The sequence below is a fragment of the Mycobacterium sp. 20KCMC460 genome, from assembly GCF_022179425.1.
In the GTDB taxonomy this organism is placed as follows: Bacteria; Actinomycetota; Actinomycetes; order Mycobacteriales; family Mycobacteriaceae; genus Mycobacterium; species Mycobacterium kiyosense.
In genome coordinates this window covers 2,251,515-2,271,463 of the sequence record NZ_AP025524.1, presented here as the reverse complement: position 1 = coordinate 2,271,463, position 19,949 = coordinate 2,251,515, and the positions used below count along the sequence as shown (strand labels likewise).

Genomic DNA, 19,949 nt, shown 5'->3' with positions numbered 1-19,949 from the left:
TAGAAACTGGTGTGTAAGAAGTGCTAACCGAGCAGGGCGTCGACGAATGCGGCCGGCTCGAAGGGCGCCAGATCGTCGGGGCCCTCACCCAGTCCGACCAGCTTCACCGGTACCCCGAGTTCCTGTTGGACCCGGAACACGATGCCGCCCTTGGCCGTTCCGTCCAGCTTGGTCAGCACCGCGCCGGTGATGTCGACGACTTCGGCGAACACCTTGGCCTGGGCGAGTCCGTTCTGGCCGATCGTGGCGTCGAGCACCAGCAGCACCTCGTCCACGGCGGCGCGGCGGGTGACCACCCGCTTGACCTTGCCCAGCTCGTCCATCAGGCCAACCTTGGTGTGCAGCCGGCCGGCGGTGTCGATCAGGACGACGTCGGCGCCGGCGGCGATGCCCTTGTCGACGGCGTCGAACGCCACCGAGGCCGGGTCGGCGCCCTCGGCGCCGCGGACCACTTCCGCGCCGACCCGAGACGCCCAGGTTTGCAGCTGGTCGGCGGCCGCGGCCCGGAAGGTGTCGGCGGCCCCCAGTACCACGCGGCGGCCGTCGGCCACCAGCACCCGGGCCAGCTTGCCGACGGTGGTGGTCTTCCCGGTGCCGTTGACGCCGACGACCAGCAGCACCGACGGGTGGTCGGCGTGCGGTAGCGCACGGATGGAGCGGTCCATGTCCGGGTGCAGCTCTTTGATCAGCACGTCGCGCAGCACCGCGCGGGCGTCGGCCTCGGTGCGCACGTTGCCGCTGGCCAGCCGGGCGCGTAGCTGGGTGACCACCGACTCGGTAACCACCGGTCCCAGATCGGCGACCAGCAGGGTGTCCTCGACGTCCTGCCAGGAGTCCTCGTCCAGGTCGCCGCCGCCGAGCAGGCCCAGCATGCTGCGCCCGAGCGCGTTCTGCGAGCGGGCCAGCCGGCCGCGCAGGCGTTCCAGCCGTCCCTCGGTCGGCGCGATCTCCTCGACCGCGGGCGCCTCGGGCTGGGTTTGGGCCGCCTCGGGTTTCTCGGGCTTCTCGGGCTTCTCGGGCTTCTCGGGTTTCTCGGGCTGGGGCGGCTCGGGTGTCTCCGGCTCGAGGACCTCGAGGATGTCCAGGCCCTCGGGGGTGTCCGGCACCTCCGGCACCGCCGGCACCTCCGGCGGCGCGGTGGGCGGCACCTCGATGTCGGGCTCGACGGCGGGCAGCTGGACCTCGGAGATCGGCCGCTTGGGTGCGTCCCGCGGAATGGTCGCGTCGTCGCCGACGGCGGGCAGCCCGGTGGCGTCCAGGGTGGGTGTCTGGCTGAACGTGATGCCGGAGGAGGCGGTGTAACCGCCGGAGCGGTCGATGGCCTCGGTGTGCGGTTTGGCCAGGCTGATCTGGCGTCTGCGGTAGCGGACCAGTCCCACGACCAGCGCCACGATGATGAGCAGGGCGGCAACGACCGCGATGGCGATCCACAGACCTTCGGACACGCTGACAATCCTTCCAGCCGGGGGGCATCCGGCACTCGGCGGGTTGAGGGGGGATCAGCGGGCGGGGTCAGCGACGGCTTGCCGGGACAGCGTCAGCGGGGATCGCCCATCGGCGCGCCTCTCCCGCGCATCCCGGACGACGAGCGTGCAGCCCGGCCGTTGAGTGTGAAACCTGGGCGTCGGCGGTGCAGTCCGGGCGGGAAAATCGTTGCAGTCCCGCCGCCGGTACACAGTCGACGCCCTGCCTTCACCCGCAACGCCCTCGGTTCACCCTCAAGGCCACCTTGTACCCGCGCAACGCCACCAGTACCCGCGGCGGGCCGAAGTGACTCAGCCCGCTGCCGCGCCCAGCCGATCCACCTGCTGGCCGCGGATGCGTTGCGAGATGACGGCGGTGATGCCGTCGCCCTGCATCGTCACGCCGTAGAGCGCGTCGGCAACCTCCATGGTGGGCTTTTGATGGGTGATGATGATCAGCTGCGAGCGATCCCGCAGCATCTCGAACAAGCTGATCAGCCGGCGCAGGTTGGTGTCGTCCAGCGCGGCTTCCACCTCGTCCATGATGTAGAACGGCGAGGGCCGGGCGCGGAAGATCGCGACCAGCATCGCCACCGCCGTCAGCGCCTTCTCGCCGCCAGACAGCAAAGAAAGCCGGGTGACCTTTTTGCCCGGCGGGCGCGCCTCCACCTCGATCCCGGTGGTGAGCATGTCGTCGGGCTGGGTCAGCCGCAACCGGCCTTCGCCGCCGGGGAACAGCGCGGTGAACACCGTCTGGAATTCGCGTTCCACGTCGAAAAATGCGTCGCTGAACACCTGCAGGATGCGCGCGTCGACCTCGGCGACGACGTCCAGCAGATCCTTGCGGGCGGCCTTGACGTCCTCGAGCTGGGTGGACAGGAAGTTGTAGCGTTCTTCCAGCGCAGCAAACTCTTCGAGGGCTAGCGGGTTAACCCGGCCGAGCTCGGCGAGTTCCCGCTCGGCCCGTTTCGCGCGCCGTTCCTGGGTGGTGCGATCGAACGGCATCGACGCGGGTGCGACCACCTGTTCACCCCGTTCGCGGGCCTGCTCGAACTCGGCGATCTCCAGGTCGGTGGGCGGCAGCGGGACGTCGGGGCCGTACTCGGCGATCAGGTCGGCCGGCGCCATCCCGAACTGCTCGAGCACCATCTGCTCGAGTTGTTCGATGCGCATCGCCGCCTGCGCGTTGGCAACCTCGTCGCGATGCAGCGAATCGGTGAGGGCGGCCACCCGCGCGCTCAAGGTGTTGGTCTCCTCGCGCACCGCGGCCAGCGCGACCGACCGCTGCTGACGTTCGGCGGCCAGCTGATCGCGGCGGCGCGCCGCCGCATCCACCACCCCGTTGAGCCGCGCCGCCAGCAGCCGCCCGGATTCCGCGACCGCGGCGGCTATCCCGGCGGCGCGCACCCGGGCGGCGCGCGCCTGCTCGGCCCGCACCCGGGCCTCGCGTTCGGCCGCGGCGGCACGGCGCAGCGAATCGGCGCGCCCGCGCACCGCGTTGGCCCGCTCCTCGGCGGTGCGCACCGCCAGCCGGGCCTCCACCTCGAAGCTGCGCGCGTTGTCGGCCGCGGCGGCGATCGCCTGCCGGGCTTCGGCCGGGTTGGCCTCGGCCTCGCTGACCAGCTCGATCTGCTGCGCGTTGCGCAACCGGGTCTCGAGTTCGACGACTTCCGCCACGGTGCGGGCGCGCCCGGTCTCCAACTCCTCGCGCTGGCGCAGCAACTTGTTCCACTCGTCCTCGGCGGCCCGGGCGTCCTGGCCCAGCCGGCCGAGCTGGTCGTACATCGCCGAGATCGCAGTGTCGGACTCGTTGAGCGCGGCCAGTGCATGCTCGGCGGCGTCCTGGCGGGCGGTCTGCTCGGCCTGCGCGCCGGACAGTGCGGCGCTGAGCTGCGCGACCTGTTCCTCGGCGGCGGCGAGTTCGTCGCGCGCCTTGTCGATCTCGGACGCGACCTCCAGCGTGGACAACTTGCGGTCGGATCCTCCGCTGAGCCGACCGGCGCCCACCAGGTCGCCGTCCAGGGTGACCGCGCGCAGCTGCGGCCTATTGGCTACCAGGTCCAGCGCCGCACCCAGGTCGTCGACCACCACGACCCCGGACAGCATGGCGACCATCGCGCCGCGCAGCCGCGGCGGCGCCTCGATCAGGTCCAGCGCCCACGCCGCCCCGTCGGGCAGCGCGACCGGATGCGGCGCGTCAGCTGGCGCGGGCCAGTCGCTGAGCACCAGGGCGGCCCGGCCGCCGTCGGCGTGCTTGAGCGCGGCGACCGCGCTGCGGGCAGCACCCAGGCTGTCGGCGGCCAGCGCGTCGGCGGCCGAACCCAGCGCCGCGGCCAGCGCCGCCTCGTACCCGGAGCGCACCTTGACCAACTGCGCTACCGAACCCGAAATCCCTGCACCACTGTGATGTTCGGCGATCCAGGCCGCGCCGTCCTTGCGTTCCAGGCTCACCGACAGCGCATCGATGCGGGCCCGCAGCGACGCCACCTGACGTTCGGCGCCGCGTTCGGCGGCCTGCAGCTCGGCCAGCCGCGTCTCGGCCTGCCGCAACGCCGTCATCGTCCGTTCGTGATGCTCGTCGAGGCCGACCTCGCCCTGGTCGAGTTCGCCGACGCGGCTCTGCACGCCCTCGAACTCCGCGCGGGTCTGCTGGGCGCGGGCGGCGGCCTCTTCGATGCGCTCGGTGAGCCGCGCGACGCTGTCGTCGATCGACTCGACGCGCGCACGCATGGTCTCGACCTGCCCGGCCAGCCGCGCCAGCCCTTCGCGCCGGTCGGCTTCGGCCCGCACGGCCGCCAGGTGGGCCTTTTCGGCCTCGACGGCACGGCGTTCCCATTCGGCCAACTCGGCGCGGGCGGCATCCAGCCGGGTGCCCGCCTCCGCCAGTTCCTCGAGCAACTGACGCTCGAACGAGGCGATCTCGTCGGCCTCGGCCTCCAGCGCGTCGGGGTCGGTGTCGCTGGCGCGCAGCGGCTCGGTGTCGAGGTGCTGGGCACGTTCGGTGGCGATCCGCACCGTCGCGCCGACCCGCTCGGCCAGCGCCGACAGCCGAAACCAGGTCTGCTGGATCGCCTCGCCACGCTGCGAGAGCTCGGCCAGCGCCTGTTCGTGGACGGCCAGCTCCTCCGCGGCCACCGCCAGCCGGGCGGCGGCCTCGTCGTGGTCGCGGCGCATGGTGGTCTCGGCGTCGAAGATCGCCTGCCGCTCGGTACGACGGCTGACCAGGTCGTCGGCGGCCAGCCGCAGCCGGGCGTCGCGCAGGTCGGCCTGGATGGTCTGGGCACGACGCGCCACCTCGGCCTGGCGGCCCAGCGGTTTGAGCTGCCGGCGCAACTCGGTGGTCAGGTCGGTCAGCCGGGCCAGGTTGGCCGCCATCGCGTCGAGCTTGCGCAGCGCCTTTTCCTTGCGCTTGCGGTGCTTGAGCACGCCCGCGGCTTCCTCGATGAACGCGCGGCGGTCCTCGGGGCGCGACTGCAGGATCTCGTCGAGCTTGCCCTGCCCGACGATCACGTGCATCTCGCGGCCGATGCCCGAGTCGCTCAACAACTCCTGCACATCCATCAAACGGCAACTGCTGCCGTTGATTTCGTACTCGCTGGCACCGTCGCGGAACATCCGGCGGGTGATCGAGACCTCGGAGTAGTCGATCGGCAGCGCATTGTCGGAGTTGTCGATGGTGACGGTGACCTCGGCGCGGCCCAACGGCGCGCGCGAGGACGTGCCGGCGAAGATGACGTCCTCCATCTTGCCGCCCCGCAGCGTCTTGGCGCCCTGCTCGCCCATCACCCAGGCCAGGGCGTCGACCACGTTGGACTTACCCGATCCGTTGGGCCCGACGACGGCGGTGATGCCCGGTTCGAAGCGCAGAGTCGTCGGCGCGGCGAAGGACTTGAAGCCCTTCAGCGTCAGACTCTTGAGGTACACGAGGGGCCAGATTACCGCTCGACGAATCCGCTGAACTGCTCCGTGGGCTCGGACCAGTCGGCGACAACCTTATCCACCCGGCCCGGTGTGCCGCCGCCGCGCAGCAGCTCCAGCAGCCGCTCGGCTGCCGGCCGCGGACCGTGGGCGACCACCAGCACCCGCCCGTCGGCCTGGTTGGCCGCATATCCGGTCAGCCCCTGTTCCAGCGCCCGGCACCGGGTCCACCAGCGGAAACCGACACCCTGGACACGTCCGTGCACCCACGCGGTCAACCGCACCTGGTCAGGCGCCGACATCGGCGACCTCGAAGTTGACCGTGGTGCCCGATTTCAGCGTTCGACCGACCGTGCACACCGCGTCGACGGCCCGTTCCACGACGGTGAGCACGCGTTGCTTGTCCTGCGCGCTCAGGCCGGACAGGTCCAGTTCCAGCGTCTCCTCGAGCAGCGGATAGCGCTCCTGCTCGCGGTCGGCCACCCCGGACACCCGGACGGTCGCGCGGTATTCGTCGCCGAGCCGGCGGGCCAGCGGCTGGTCACTGGACATCCCGCTGCAGGCGGCCAGCGCGATCTTGAGCAACTCGCCCGGGGCGAACACGCCCTCGACGTCCTCGCTGCCGATCAGGACCTGCGCTCCCCGCGAGCTGTGTCCGGTGTAGCGCCGGGTGCCGGTGCGTTCGACCCAGAGTTCGGTCATGGTTCCCTTTCTATCGATCTACCGACGCGGCCGGGGCTGGCATTTCGGACAGTAGAACGACGACCGGTTCATGAACTTCTCGCGGCGCATCACCGTCCCGCAGCGACGACAGGGTTCGCCTTCGCGACCGTACGCGTCCAGCGACCGGTCGAAGTAACCCGACTCGCCGTTGACGTTGACATACAGCGAATCGAACGACGTGCCGCCCTTGGCCAGTGCTTCGCGCATCACCTCGGCGGCGGCGTCCAATACCGCGGTGAGCTGACGACGGGACAGCGTGTCGGCCACCCGCGCGCCGTTGACCCTGGCCCGCCACAGTGCCTCGTCGGCGTAGATGTTGCCGATGCCCGAGACCACCTGCTGGTCCAGTAGCTGGCGCTTGATCTCGGAATGCTTGCGCCGCAACACTTTCACCACCGATTCGGCGTCGAACCGAGGGTCCAGCGGATCACGCGCGAGATGCGCCACGGGCGCCGGCAGCACGCTGCCGTCCACCTCGACCAGGTCGGCCAGCAGCCACCCGCCGAAGGTCCGCTGGTCGGCGAAGCTGAGCACGGTGCCGTCGTCGAGCAGCGCCGAAATGCGCACGTGCTCGGCGCGCGGCACCTTGCCCAGCAACATCTGCCCGCTCATGCCGAGGTGGACGACCAGGGCCATGTCGGGGTCGGCGGGCTTGTCCAGCAGCAGCCACAGGTACTTGCCGCGCCGATCGGTCCCGGTGATCCGGGCGTCGAGCAACCGCGCGGTCAGATCGGCCGGGCCGGCCTCGTGGCGGCGCACCGCACGGGGATGGTGGACGCGGACCGCGGTGATCGCCTTGTCGACGACGTGCGCCTGCAGTCCGCGCCGCACCACCTCGACTTCGGGCAGCTCGGGCATTCAGCGGGCCCCCTTCAGTGCCGAGCGTGAAGCCTGCGACGCGACCCGCCGCACGGCAGGCGGAAAGTTCACAGTCGGCGGCGCGGCCGGGCCGGCGCCCGGCGGGGGCCGCGGGTCCAGCGGGTCATCAGGCGGTCGATTTCCCCGCCGAACCGAGCACCTCGGCCGCCTCGAGCGCCTTGTAGGCGGCCGATGCCGCCTTCTGCTCGGCTTCTTTCTTGGAACGGCCCATCCCCGACCCGTACTCGGTTTCCATCACCAGCACGACCGCGGTGAATTCCTTATCGTGATCCGGCCCGGTCGACGTGACCTGGTACGACGGCGTGCCCAGCGCGCGCGCCGCGGTGAGCTCCTGCAGACTGGTCTTCCAGTCCAGCCCCGCACCAAGGGTCGGGGCCGCGTCCAGCAACGGACCGAACAACCGCAGGATCGCCTCGCGCGCCACCTCGATGCCGTGATGCAGGTAGATCGCGCCCAGCAGCGATTCCATGCTGTCGGCCAGGATGCTGGCCTTGTCGGCACCGCCGGTGTTGGCCTCGCCGCGGCCCAGCAGCACGTAGACGCCCAGCCCTTGCTCCGTGAGGTTGCGGGCGACGTCGGCGAGCGCCTGGGTGTTGACCACGCTGGCCCGCAGTTTGGCCAGGTCCCCTTCGGAGCGGTCGGGATGGCGGTGGTAGAGCTCGTCGGTGATGGTCAGCCCCAGCACCGCGTCCCCCAGAAATTCCAGCCGTTCGTTGGTGGGCAGACCGCCGTTCTCGTAGGCGTAGCTGCGGTGGGTCAGCGCCAGCGAGAGCAGTTCGTCGGGCAAGTCGACACCGAGCGCATCGAGCAGCGGCTGCGGCGACGGACTCACCGTTGTTCGCCTTCCGGCGGGGGCAGCATCGCGGCCAGCTTGGCCCACCTCGGGTCGATCTGGTCGTGGTGGTGGCCGGGTTCGGCGGCCAGCGACACCCCACACTGCGGGCATAGACCCGGGCAGTCGGGCGAGCACACCGGAGAGAACGGCAGTTCCAGGCCTACCGCGTCGATGATCGGTTGCTCGAGGTCGATCCTCTGGTCGACGACGTGGCCCACCTCGTCTTCTTCAGTGGTCGCCTCGGTGGCACTGTCCGGGTAGGCGAACAGCTCGGTCAGCCCGACCTGCACCCGTCCTTCGATCGGCGACAGGCAGCGGGAGCACTCGCCGGCGGTCGGCGCGGCCACCGTCCCGGTCACCAGCACACCTTCGGACACCGATTCCAGCCGCAGATCCAGCTCGAGCGGTGCGCCGGACTGGATCGCGATCAGCTCCACACCGATGCGCAATGGACTGTCCACGGTCTGGCGCACCGTGAACGTGCCGCCGGGGCGTCGGCCCAACCGGGCGATATCGATCGCCATCGGCCCGGTTGCGGGTCGATGGGTGGTCTGGCTGTGCCGCTTGGCCATACCGGAATCCTACGGCTCCCGGCCGAGGGCTCCACGACATGCGTGGATGTACGCGGCCTACCGCGTCACGTAGTCGTGCGTGCCGGCCGCGGTGCGCAGTTGGTGACGACCGCGCCCGACCGAACGCAGGGTGCCGTTGAGGAACTCCTCGAATTCGGCGAGCTTGTTGTCGACGTAGATGTCGCATTCGCCGCGCAGCCGGTCGGCTTCGGCGTGCGCGGTGTCGATCAGACGGGTGGATTCGGCGTGCGCAGCCTGGACCACCTCATTCTGCGACACCAGGCGCTGCTGCTCCTTGATGCCTTCCTGCACGGCCTTCTCATAGGAGAGGTTGCCGTTCTCGATCAGCCGGTCGCATTCGGACTTCGCGCGGCTGATACTGGCCTCGTACTCGCGCTTGGCCGACGCGGCGATCCGGATGGCTTCCTCGCGCGCCTCCCCGACCATCCGCTCGCTGTGCTGGCGCGCTTCGCTGACCATCCGGTCGGCCTGGGCCTTGGCGTCGGACAGTAGCCGGTCGGCCTCGGCGCGGGCGTGGTTGATCATCGACTCGGCCTCGGTGGTGGCCGACGACACCATCGAGTCGGCATGCGACTTGGCGTCGTGCAGCATCGAATCGCGGGCGTCCAGCACGTCCTGGGCGTCGTCGAGTTCGCCGGGGATGGCGTCCTTGATGTCGTCGATCAGCTCCAGCACATCGCCGCGAGGCACCACGCAGCCCGCCGTCATCGGCACGCCACGGGCTTCTTCGACGATGGCGCTCAATTCGTCGAGCGCTTCAAAGACTCGGTACACGGCCACACCCTCCTGGCGTCCTGCAAACAATCCTGGTTGTTACCAGTGTGCCTGGTGTTACGTCTGTGACGGCGGTGGTGACGCCGGTGTGTCGGGCTCGAATTTCGGTTGCGGTCCCGCAGACCACTCGCAAGCACGTGGTTTGCTACCAGCCTATCGCCGCCGGCGTGTCGGCGGCGCATCGTCGACAAGCTCCACCCGCCGCGCAGCACGCGGGCGGGTGGACTGGGCAATGGCGCAGCTGGGAGCAAGCGCATCAGGGCTCGCTGATCCCCGTCGCGCGACTCTCACCCGGCCCGCTTGACCTATACCCCTATGGGGTATAGGTTGCTGATGTCCCGTTGCCGACCGGGCGGAGGTTCCCGCGATGGACAAGGTGTTATCGGCGGTCGGCCACGCGTTGGCGCTCACCGGTTCGATGACGTGGGAGATCCTCTGGGCGCTGATCCTCGGCTTCGCCCTCTCGGCGGTGGTCCAGGCGGTGGTGCGTCGTTCGACCATCGTGGCGCTGCTGGGCGACGACCGGCCGCGGACCCTGGCGGTGGCGGCCGGCCTGGGCGCAGCATCGTCGTCCTGCTCGTACGCCGCGGTCGCCCTGGCCCGATCGCTGTTCCGCAAGGGCGCGAACTTCACTGCCGCGATGGCCTTCGAGATCGGTTCGACGAACCTCGTGATTGAGCTGGGCATCATCCTGGCGCTGCTGATGGGCTGGCAGTTCACCGCCGCCGAGTTCGTGGGCGGACCGCTGATGATCCTCGTGCTCGCCGTGTTGTTTCGGATCTTCGTGCGCTCGCGGCTCGTCGAAGCCGCCCGCGAGCAGGCCGACAAGGGTATCGCCGGATCCATGGAAGGCCATGCGGCAATGGACATGTCGATCAAGGGTGAGGGTTCCTTCTGGCGCCGCCTGTTTTCGGGACAGGGGCTCACCTCGGTGTCGCACGTCTTCGTGATGGAGTGGCTCGCGATCCTGCGCGATCTGGTCATCGGTCTGTTCATTGCGGGCGCGATCGCGGCGTGGGTGCCCGAAACCTTTTGGCAGAACTTCTTTTTGACGAATCATCCGACCTGGTCAGCGATTTGGGGACCGCTCGTCGGGCCGTTCGTGGCGATCGTGTCGTTCGTCTGCTCGATTGGCAATGTGCCGTTGGCCGCGGTGCTGTGGAACGGCGGGATCAGCTTCGGCGGGGTCATCGCGTTCATCTTCGCCGACCTGCTGATCCTGCCGATCCTGAACATCTACCGTAAGTACTACGGCACCCGGATGATGCTGACCCTGCTGGCTACGTTCTACGCCGCGATGGTGGTGGCCGGTTACGTAGTCGAATTGGCTTTCGGCGCAGCCGGTCTCATACCGAGTCAGCGCAATGCGATGGTCATGTCGGCCGGGATCTCGTGGAACTACACGACGTGGTTGAACATCGCCTTTCTGGTTGTTGCGGCGGTGTTGGTTGTGCGGTTCTTCACCAGCGGTGGACTACCGATGCTGAAAATGATGGGCGGCTCCCCGGATGCCGAGCACAGTGGGCACGAGTGCTACTGACGGGGTACGGAAATTCTTGACCGTATAGCGGTCCCAAGGGATTAGACGCACCGAGGTCGCGTTGGGTTCCATTCTCGAAAGTTCTTGCCTGGCTTTGTCTTCGGCGTCCTTGCTGGCCCCGGGTTGTCGGTGGGTGTTCGTAGAATCCGAGGCATGACAGCCAGCACGCGTGCGGAGATCGTCGAGGTCCTCGACGCGTGCGATGCGGCCGTCGAGCGGTTGTGCGAGTCGAGCTTTGAGGTACTCACCACCCCGGAGCGGATGGCGATCCTGGAGCGCTTGGAGACGGTGGCGCGGCGGTTGCCGGTGCCGCAGCATCAGCTGCTCAACCAGTTGGGCACCGCCACCAAAGAGGAGCTGGGCGACACCCTGCGCAATACGCTGGCCGACCGGCTGCGCATCACCCGCGCCCAGGCCAGCCGGCGCATCGCCGACGCCGCCGACCTCGGTCCCCGGATGTCGCTGACGGGGGAGCCGCTGCCCCCGAAGCTGGAAGCCACCGCCGCCGCCCAACGCCGCGGCCGCATCGGCAGTGAGCACGTGGCGGAGATCCGCGACTTCTTCACACACCTGCCCGCCGACGTCGACGCCGGTACCCGCGAACACGCCGAAGCCGACCTGGCCGACCAAGCCGCCAGCACCCGCCCCGACGAGGTCGCCGACTACGCCACCGCACTACTGACCTACCTGCACCCCGACGGGGAATTCTCCGACGACGAACGCGCCCGCAAGCGCGGCCTGAGTCTGGGCAAACAAGACCCCGACGGCATGTCCAAACTCACCGGCTGGATCACCCCCGCGCTGCGCGCCGCCCTGCAAGCCGCCTGGGCCAAACTGGCCGCCCCCGGCATCGCCAACCCCGACGACCACCTGCCCCACATCGACGAGGGCGAGCCCGACCCCGAGGCGGTCCGCCGCGACACCCGCACCACGGCTCAGCGTCAGCACGATGGGCTGCAGGCCGGGCTGCTGGCGCTGCTGGCCTGCGGCAAACTCGGCCACCATAACGGGTTGCCGGTCACCCTGATCGTCACCACCACCCTGACCGAATTGGAAGCCGGCACCGGCACAGCCCGCACCGGCGGCGGCAGTTTAGTGCCGATGTCCGATGTGATCCGCTGGTCGGGCGCCGCGCACCCCTACCTCGCCCTGTTCGACGGCGCCACACCGCTGGCGCTCTACCACACCAAGCGGCTGGCCAACCCGGCACAGCGGCTGATCCTGTATGCCCGCGATCGCGGTTGCACCCGCCCCGGCTGCACCACCCCGGCCTACCACTGCCAGGTCCATCACCTCACCGCCTGGCAAACCTGCCACAGCACCCACATCACCAACCTCGCCCTGGCCTGCGGCATCCACAACCGCCTCGCCGAACACGGCTGGACCACCCACACCACCAGCCGCGGCCTCACCCAATGGCTACCCCCCACCCACCTCGACCACGGCCAACCCCGCATCAACACCTTCCACCACCCCGAACGCCGCTACCCACCCGCCGAAGACGACGAGCCCGAGTAGCTTCAGCCCAGCACGCCCAACCGCTGCATCATCGCGAGGTTGTCGGCGATGCCCACCGTTCGGCGGTGGGCCGTTATATCCTGGCCAGCGAATTTTCCGCAACGGCCTTGCAGAAGGAGCTCCTAATCGCGAATACCGCGACGCCGAACGAGGCGGGCAGCTTCGCCCAGCGGCCCGCCGGCCCCCCGCCGCCCGCCGACATCGGGCGGCTGCTGCTGCGCTGCGACGACCACCCCGGGATCATCGCCGCTGTCAGCACCTTCCTGACTCAGGCCGGCGCCAACATCATCTCCCTGGACCAGCATTCCACCGCCCCCGAAGACGGAACCTTCTTGCAGCGGGCCATCTTTCACCTGCCCGGGCTGACCGCCGCGCTCGACGGACTGGAAAACGAATTCGCCACTGCGGTCGCCGACAGGTTCGCCATGGACTACCGGTTCACCGAGGCCGCCAAACCCAAGCGGGTCGCCATCATGGCCTCCAAGGACGACCACTGCCTGTTGGACCTGTTGTGGCGCAATCGTCGCGGCGAACTGCAGATGTCGATCGCGATGGTCATCGCCAACCATCCCGACCTCGCCGAACGCGTCCGCCCGTTCGGAGTGCCGTTCATCCACATCCCCGCGACCCGCGACACCCGCGCCGAGGCCGAGCAACGTCAGCTCCAATTACTCACCGGCAACGTCGATTTGGTGGTACTGGCCCGCTACATGCAAATCCTCACCCCGGAGTTCCTCGACGCCGTCGGGTGCCCGCTGATCAACATCCACCACTCGTTCCTGCCGGCCTTCATCGGTGCGGCGCCCTACAAGCGGGCCCGCGAGCGCGGCGTGAAACTGATCGGTGCGACCGCCCACTACGTCACCGAGGTGCTCGACGAAGGCCCGATCATCGAGCAGGATGTGGTGCGCGTGAACCACACTCATACCGTCGACGACCTGGTGCGGCTCGGGGCCGACGTCGAACGCGCCGTGCTCTCGCGTGCGGTGCTATGGCACTGTCAGGACCGCGTCATCGTGCATGACAATCAGACAATCGTCTTCTGACTGACCCGACGAGCTATTCGGCGCCAGCCGTGTCGACCGCCACCTCACCGAACCTGGCTCGTAGCGCACCCCACACGTCCGCGTGCGTTCTGGGCGACTTGCGATATGCCCCTTGACGTTTGACGAACTGATGCGCCATGGGTGCGATGACCCGCCGCGGGTAGCGCATCCAGCCGGCCCGATCCCGTATCTCGGCGAGCATGTCGGGCCACGAATAGTGCTGGAATTTCAGCAACTGCTGCGCGCGGGCGGTGTCCATCCAGTCGTTGGGATACCAGTCGTCGTCGCTGTCCGGGTTCCCCGGCAGACCGGCCGGCATCGCGCCGGGCATTCCGTGTGCGGCCGCCAGGGCTGAGCCGATCCCGCCCTGCAGCAGCCGGTGCGAATCGTCGCCGGCGATCAACAGCGTCTCCCCAACCACATCGGCTTCCGTGGCCGCCGCGAAAGCGGTTGCCACGTCCCGGCTATCGATGCAATGCACCCGGCCGTCGGCTGGCATGGCGCTGCCGAAATACAGGGTGTCCTTGGTGAACGGGGTGGCCGAGAGGTCGACGCTGAGCACACCGCCGAGGCGCATCATCACCCAGTCCAGGTTCGACGCCCGCACCAGTTGTTCGGCTTCCAGTTTCTGACCGCCGTACAGCTCGCACGGACGCGTGGGCGTGTCCGCGGTGACCGGTTCGGGATGCCGATGAGGGTTTCGCGACCCGTACACCGAACCGCTGGACGCATGCACGAATCGCGGCGGATTCGGTAATCGTTCCGCGGCCTGCAGTAGTGCGGCGGTGGCGTCGACGTTCACCCGGCGGCCGAGGCGACCGTTGTAATAGATCAGCGGCGGGATGACTGCGGCGAGGTGAACGATGACGTCCGAGGAAACCTCGGCGACCACCCGTTGAACCTGGTCGGCGTCGGTCAGATCGACCTGCACGGGTTCCGCGCCGGCAGGCAGCGCGGCCACGGTGCGATGAGCGGTCGCAACCACCCGCCAACCGTCGAGCGCGAATCGCCGGACAACCTCGGAACCGACCAGGCCGAAGGCCCCGGTGATCAGCACGGTCTCCGCCACAGAGGGACCGTAACCCACGTGATGAAGACCGCGCTAGACCTCGAGCAGCGCCGCGACCGTCGGTTGCCACCTATCCGCGCGGTGAACACCCGCAACAGCGGCCTAACGATGTTGTGCGCCAACAGGTATCGGACCTGCGCGAGAGCGACGGTGTCGGTCCTAGGCCAGCCGAACCCAGGTGCGAAGATCGGTTCATGCAGGGTTACGACATCATCGGCGACATCCACGGCTGTGCCGGCCAATTGGAGCGGCTACTGGCCAAGCTCGACTATCGGGCCGGCGATGGCGCCTACCTGCATCCGGAGCGCCAGGCGATCTTCGTCGGCGACCTGGTCGATCGCGGGACCGAGCAACTGCGCGTGCTGCAGATCGTCAAGGCGATGGTCGAGGCCGGTAGCGCGCAGGTCGTGATGGGCAACCACGAGTTCAACGCGATCTGCTACTCCATCGAATATCCTTCCGGCAGCGGGAAATACTTACGCCCGCAGAACGAGAAGAACACCAACCAGCACCGGGAGTTTCTCGACCAGCTCACCGACGGGCAGCGCACCTACTACCTGGACTGGTTCGCCACGCTGCCGCTGTGGCTCGACCTCGGCGACATCCGGGTGGTTCACGCGTGCTGGCATGAAGTGTCCATGAAATACGTTGAAAGCCAACTAGGTTCGGATCGGTTCAACTCGCTGGATCAGTTCGTGCGATCCTCGACGCCCGGTGACGAACTGTTCACGGCGGTCGAGATCCTGCTCAAGGGTCCGGAGATCAGCCTGGTGAAACACGGCCAACCGCCGTTCAAAGACAAAGACGGCCATGTTCGCCGCCAAGCGAGGATCCGCTGGTGGGACGCCACTGCCGCGACACTGCGCGAAATAGCGGAAATGGCAACGGGTTTGACCACCGACACCGACGAGCCGTATCCCACGCTGCCCGACATAGAGGTGGCGGCCGACGAGCGTTCGTACGTCTACACCGACACCGTGCCGGTGTTCTTCGGCCACTACTGGCGCAAGGGTGACCCGAAGCAGCTGCGCGACTGGACCCAGCACTGCGCGTGCGTGGACTTCAGCGCGGCCAAGGATGGAAAACTGACCGCCTACCGATGGTCCGGCGAGGCCACCGTCGACCCGGACAACTACCTGCAGCTCACCGATTGATCCGCTCCCGCAGCCGGCGGTTCACCGGCTCGGGCAGCAGTGCGGTCACATCGCCACCGAGCATGGCGACCTCCTTGGCCAGCGACGACGACACGAACGAATACTCCGGTGCGGTCGCCACGAAGAACGTGTCGACGCCGGCGACGTGCTTGTTCATCTGCGCCATCTGCAGCTCGTACTCGAAGTCGGTGCCGGTGCGCAGACCCTTGACGATCGCGTTCATCCCCTGCGAGCGGACGAAGTCGACCACCAGGCCCTGACCGGCCTCGACCCGCAGGTTCGGCAGGTGGACCGTGGACTCCTCGATCATCGCGATCCGCTCGTCCAGGTCGAACATGCCCTTCTTGGCGGGATTGACCAGGATGGCCACCACCACCTCGTCGAACTGGGCCGCGGCGCGCTCGAAAACGTCGATGTGACCCAACGTGACCGGGTCGAACGACCCCGGGCATACCGCGCCACTCATGGGAGATGACGCTACACGCCGGCTCAGACCCGCTCGGCCAGCTCCAACCGGGTGTCGCCGTAAACCCGTTCCGGCCATACCGCCCAGCCCTCCGGCCAGGTCAGCGGCGCACTGCCGACGCCGCGTTCCACCACCGCCACCGTTCCCTCCCTGGTCCAGTCGTGCAGCGCCGACAACACGGCGTTGACGTCGGAGGTCTCCACTTCATAAGGCGGATCGGCAAGCACCAGGTCCACCGGCGACCGCGGCTCAGCCGCGAGCACGGCCGCCACCGCACCTCGACGCACCGTCGCACCGGGCAGGCCCACCGCGTCGATATTGCGCGCCAGCACGGCCGCGGTCCGGGCGTCGGCTTCCACGAACAGCCCCGACGCCGCGCCGCGCGACAAGGCTTCCAATCCGAGCGCACCCGATCCGGCGTAGAGGTCCAGCACCGCCAGACCGGTCAGGTCGATGCGTGCGGTCAGGATGTTGAACAGGGACTCGCGGACCCGGTCGGTGGTCGGTCTCGTCCCCCGCGGCGGCACGACCAGGCGTCTGCCCCGCGCTACGCCACCGATGATGCGGGTCAAGAGTCACCGACCGGACGAACTCAGCACCAGCAGCAGGTCGCCGCCCTCCACCTGCGCGGTGCTCGACACGGCCACCCGTTCCACCGTGCCGTCGTCGGGCGCGGTGATCGGCGCCTCCATCTTCATCGCCTCGATGGTGGCGATGGTCTCCCCCGCACTGACCTTGTCCCCTTCGGATACCGAGACGGTGACCACCCCGGCGAACGGAGCGGCGACGTGCCCGGCGTTGCCGCGATCGGCCTTCTCGGCGGCCGGCACCGCGCTGGCAATGCCGCGGTCGCGCACCAGCACCGGTCGCAGCTGGCCGTTGATGATGCACATCACCGTCCGCATGCCACGCTCGTCGGGTTCGGAGATGGCTTCCAGCCCGATCAGCAGCTCCACCCCGCGTTCCAGCTTCACCCGATGCTCTTCGCCCTGCCGCAGGCCGTAGAAGAACTGGTTGGCCGACAACTGGGAGGTGTCGCCATAGAGTTCCCGATGGTCTTCGAATTCCTTTGTCGGGCCGGGAAACAGAAGCCGGTTGAGGGTCGCCTGGCGGTCGGGGCCGGGCACCGACAGCGCGGCCCGGTCGTCGGCGGTCAACTCCGGGGCCGGCTTGGCCGACGCGCGCCCTTCCAGCGCCCGCGACCGCAGCGGCTCCGGCCACCCGCCTGCCGGGTCGCCCAGCTCACCGCGCAGAAAGCCCAGCACCGAATCCGGGATGTCGAATCGGGCTGGATCGGAGGCGAATTCGTCGGCCGTAAGCCCCGAGCCGACCAGCGCCAACGCCAGGTCGCCGACCACCTTCGACGACGGGGTGACCTTGATCAGTCGGCCCAGCACCCGGTCAGCGCCCGCGTAGGCCTCCTCGATCTCCTCGAACCGGTCACCGAGCCCCAGCGCGATCGCCTGCTGGCGCAGATTCGACAGCTGCCCGCCCGGGATCTCGTGACGATACACCCGCCCGGTCGGGCCGGGAAGCCCGGATTCGAAGGGCGCGTACACCTTTCGCAACGCCTCCCAGTACGGCTCCAGCGCGCATACCGCCGACAGCGACAGTCCGGTGTCGTAGTCGGTGTGCGCCGCGGCCGCCACGATCGAACTCAGCGCCGGCTGGCTGGTGGTCCCGGCCATCGGCGCCGCGGCCCCGTCGACCGCGTCGGCGCCGGCCTGCCAGGCGGCCACATAGCTGCCCAGTTGCCCGCCCGGGGTGTCGTGGGTGTGCACGTGGATAGGCAGGTCGAAGCGACTGCGCAACGCCGAAACCAGGGTGTGCGCCGCCGGCGCGCGCAGCAGCCCGGCCATGTCCTTGATCGCCAGCACGTGCGCACCGGCCGCCACTATCGACTCGGCCAACCGCAGGTAGTAGTCGAGCGTATAGAGCCGCTCGCCCGGGTCGGACAGGTCGCCGGTATAGCACATCGCGACTTCGGCTATCGCAGAACCGGTTTCGCGCACGGCGTCGATGGCCGGACGCATCGAGTCCAGGTTGTTGAGCGCGTCGAAAATCCGGAAGATGTCGATGCCGGTGGCCGTCGCCTCCTCGATGAACGACGACGTGACGATCTCCGGATACGGCGTGTAACCCACCGTGTTGCGGCCCCGCAGCAGCATCTGCAGGCAGATGTTGGGGATCGCCTCGCGCAGCGCGGCCAGCCGCTCCCACGGGTCCTCCTTCAGGAACCGCAGCGCCACATCGTAAGTCGCGCCGCCCCAGCACTCCACCGACAACAGCTGCGGCACCGTGCGCGCCAGGTGCGGCGCCACCATCATCAGCCCGCTGGTGCGCACCCGGGTCGCGAGCAACGACTGGTGGGCATCGCGGAACGTCGTGTCCGTCACGCCCACCGCTTTTGACTCGCGCAGCCAGCGCGCGAACCCCTCCGGACCCAGTTCCAGCAGCCGCTGTCGCGACCCGTGCGGCGGTTCGGCCTCCCGATCGATCTCGGGCAACTTGTTCTGCGGGTACACCTTCGACGGCCGGGCGCCGTGCGGCTGGTTGACGGTGACGTCGGCCAGATAGTTCAGGATCTTGGTGCCGCGGTCGGCCGACGTGCGGGCAGTCAGCAGCCGGGGCCGCTCGTCGATGAACGACGTGGTGATCCGGCCGGCCTGGAAATCGGGATCATCCAGAACCGCTTGCAGGAACGGAATATTCGTCGATACCCCGCGAATCCTGAACTCCGCCATGGCCCGTCGGGCACGGTTGACCGCAGTCTTGAAATCGCGGCCACGACAGGTCAGCTTGACCAGCATGGAGTCGAAGTGCGCACTGATCTCCGCGCCCAGGTTGGTGCTGCCGTCCAACCGGATGCCGGCCCCGCCGGGGGTGCGCAGCGCGCTGATCCGGCCGGTGTCGGGACGGAATCCGTTGGCCGGATCCTCGGTGGTGATGCGGCACTGCAGCGCCGCGCCGTGCGGACGGACGCCGTCCTGGGTCAGCCCCAGGTCCTGCAACGTCTCACCGGCCGCGATCCGCAACTGGCTGGATACCAGGTCGACGTCGGTGATCTCCTCGGTGACGGTGTGCTCCACCTGAATTCGCGGGTTCATCTCGATGAAGACGTACTCGCCGTTCTCGTCCAGCAGGAACTCGACCGTGCCCGCACAGCTGTATCCGATGTGCCGGGCGAACGCGACCGCGTCCGCGCACATCTTCGCGCGCAGCTCGTCCGGCAGGTTCGGCGCCGGCGCCAGCTCGATCACCTTCTGGTGGCGGCGCTGCACGCTGCAGTCGCGCTCGTAGAGATGGATCACGTTGCCCTGGGTGTCCGCCAGGATCTGCACCTCGATATGGCGCGGGCGCAGCACCGCCTGCTCCAGATAGACCGTCGGGTCGCCGAACGCCGACTCGGCTTCGCGGCTGGCGGCCTCGACCGCCTCTGGCAGCGCGGACTTTTCGGTCACCCGGCGCATCCCGCGGCCGCCGCCACCGGCAACCGCCTTGACGAACAAGGGAAATCGCATATCGTCGGCAGCCGCCACCAGATCGGCCACCGCGGCCGACGGCGCGCAGGACTGCAGTACCGGCAGGCCCGCCTCCCGCGCCGCCTCGATCGCCCGCGACTTGTTGCCCGTCAGCTTGAGCACCTCGGCGTCCGGCCCCACGAAGGTGATGCCCGCCGCTGCGCACGCAGCGGCCAATTGCGGGTTCTCCGAAAGGAATCCGTAACCGGGGTAGACCGCGTCCGCACCGCAACGCTGCGCTGTCTCGACGATCGCGTCGACCGACAGGTAGGCCCGCACCGGATGTCCCGGCTCGCCGATCTGATAGGACTCGTCAGCCTTCAAGCGGTGCAGCGAATTGCGGTCCTCGTAGGAGTAGACGGCGACGGTGCCGACACCCAGTTCGTAGGCGGCGCGGAAGGCGCGGATCGCGATTTCGCCGCGGTTGGCCACCAACACTTTGGAGATCAC

Annotated in this window: 16 protein-coding genes; 4 read left to right on the top strand and 12 right to left on the bottom strand. The window is 68.7% G+C overall.

Annotated elements, in window-relative coordinates:
• Positions 1-23 precede the first annotated feature (23 nt).
• The 8 genes from ftsY to sepIVA all read right to left on the bottom strand — a co-directional run bounded on the left by ftsY (position 24) and on the right by sepIVA (position 9,185).
• Positions 24-1,445 carry a signal recognition particle-docking protein FtsY gene (ftsY, locus tag MKCMC460_RS10605; protein ID WP_236976612.1) on the bottom strand — a complete coding sequence of 474 codons (1,422 nt, stop codon included), beginning with the start codon at positions 1,443-1,445 and terminating at the stop codon, positions 24-26.
• Positions 1,446-1,775: 330 nt separating this feature from the next.
• Entirely contained in the window at positions 1,776-5,387 is a 3,612-nt protein-coding gene (gene smc, locus MKCMC460_RS10600; protein WP_238305678.1) for a chromosome segregation protein SMC, read from the bottom strand.
• A gap of 11 nt (positions 5,388-5,398) precedes the next feature.
• A complete protein-coding gene (locus MKCMC460_RS10595; RefSeq protein WP_236976614.1) occupies positions 5,399-5,683 on the bottom strand; it encodes an acylphosphatase in 285 nt (94 codons plus the stop codon).
• A complete protein-coding gene (locus tag MKCMC460_RS10590) occupies positions 5,670-6,083 on the bottom strand; it encodes an OsmC family protein (RefSeq protein ID WP_238305676.1) in 414 nt (137 codons plus the stop codon). The genes MKCMC460_RS10595 and MKCMC460_RS10590 overlap by 14 nt, the downstream gene beginning before the upstream one ends.
• Before the next feature lie 18 nt (positions 6,084-6,101).
• Positions 6,102-6,962 carry a DNA-formamidopyrimidine glycosylase gene (gene mutM, locus MKCMC460_RS10585; RefSeq protein ID WP_236976616.1) on the bottom strand — a complete coding sequence of 287 codons (861 nt, stop codon included), beginning with the start codon at positions 6,960-6,962 and terminating at the stop codon, positions 6,102-6,104.
• A 127-nt stretch (positions 6,963-7,089) separates the two neighbouring features.
• On the bottom strand, positions 7,090-7,815 hold the full coding sequence (rnc, locus tag MKCMC460_RS10580; protein ID WP_236976617.1) for a ribonuclease III: 726 nt from the start codon (positions 7,813-7,815) through the stop codon (positions 7,090-7,092).
• Positions 7,812-8,390 (bottom strand): DUF177 domain-containing protein, encoded by a 579-nt coding sequence (locus tag MKCMC460_RS10575; protein ID WP_236976618.1) that lies wholly within the window; start codon positions 8,388-8,390, stop codon positions 7,812-7,814. Before MKCMC460_RS10575 ends, rnc begins: the two co-directional genes overlap by 4 nt.
• Before the next feature lie 57 nt (positions 8,391-8,447).
• On the bottom strand, positions 8,448-9,185 hold the full coding sequence (gene sepIVA / locus MKCMC460_RS10570; RefSeq protein WP_236976619.1) for a cell division protein SepIVA: 738 nt from the start codon (positions 9,183-9,185) through the stop codon (positions 8,448-8,450).
• Positions 9,186-9,552: 367 nt separating this feature from the next.
• On the opposite strand from sepIVA, the gene MKCMC460_RS10565 reads away from it, so the two are divergent.
• The 3 genes from MKCMC460_RS10565 to purU all read left to right on the top strand — a co-directional run bounded on the left by MKCMC460_RS10565 (position 9,553) and on the right by purU (position 13,289).
• The gene (locus MKCMC460_RS10565) at positions 9,553-10,725 is read left to right on the top strand and encodes a permease (RefSeq protein ID WP_236976621.1); all 1,173 of its coding nucleotides are present in this window, start codon (positions 9,553-9,555) and stop codon (positions 10,723-10,725) included.
• A 153-nt stretch (positions 10,726-10,878) separates the two neighbouring features.
• On the top strand, positions 10,879-12,243 hold the full coding sequence (locus MKCMC460_RS10560) for an HNH endonuclease signature motif containing protein (RefSeq protein WP_238305674.1): 1,365 nt from the start codon (positions 10,879-10,881) through the stop codon (positions 12,241-12,243).
• 125 nt (positions 12,244-12,368) lie between these two features.
• Positions 12,369-13,289 (top strand): formyltetrahydrofolate deformylase, encoded by a 921-nt coding sequence (purU, locus tag MKCMC460_RS10555; RefSeq protein WP_370653163.1) that lies wholly within the window; start codon positions 12,369-12,371, stop codon positions 13,287-13,289.
• A 13-nt stretch (positions 13,290-13,302) separates the two neighbouring features.
• Here the strand turns inward: purU and MKCMC460_RS10550 are convergent, their stop codons facing one another.
• Positions 13,303-14,358, bottom strand: a complete 1,056-nt coding sequence (locus MKCMC460_RS10550) for an NAD(P)-dependent oxidoreductase (protein WP_236976623.1) — start codon at positions 14,356-14,358, stop codon at positions 13,303-13,305.
• Between the two features lie 194 nt (positions 14,359-14,552).
• On the opposite strand from MKCMC460_RS10550, the gene MKCMC460_RS10545 reads away from it, so the two are divergent.
• Entirely contained in the window at positions 14,553-15,512 is a 960-nt protein-coding gene (locus MKCMC460_RS10545) for a metallophosphoesterase (protein WP_236976625.1), read from the top strand.
• On the opposite strand, the gene coaD is transcribed toward MKCMC460_RS10545, so the two are convergent.
• The 3 genes from coaD to MKCMC460_RS10530 are packed head-to-tail and all read right to left on the bottom strand — an operon-like array spanning position 15,502 to position 19,949.
• On the bottom strand, positions 15,502-15,978 hold the full coding sequence (coaD, locus tag MKCMC460_RS10540; protein WP_236976626.1) for a pantetheine-phosphate adenylyltransferase: 477 nt from the start codon (positions 15,976-15,978) through the stop codon (positions 15,502-15,504). The genes MKCMC460_RS10545 and coaD overlap by 11 nt on opposite strands.
• A gap of 23 nt (positions 15,979-16,001) precedes the next feature.
• The gene (gene rsmD, locus MKCMC460_RS10535; RefSeq protein WP_236976627.1) at positions 16,002-16,550 is read right to left on the bottom strand and encodes a 16S rRNA (guanine(966)-N(2))-methyltransferase RsmD; all 549 of its coding nucleotides are present in this window, start codon (positions 16,548-16,550) and stop codon (positions 16,002-16,004) included.
• A 3-nt stretch (positions 16,551-16,553) separates the two neighbouring features.
• Positions 16,554-19,949, bottom strand: coding sequence for a pyruvate carboxylase (locus tag MKCMC460_RS10530; protein WP_238305672.1), 3,396 nt, complete (start codon positions 19,947-19,949; stop codon positions 16,554-16,556).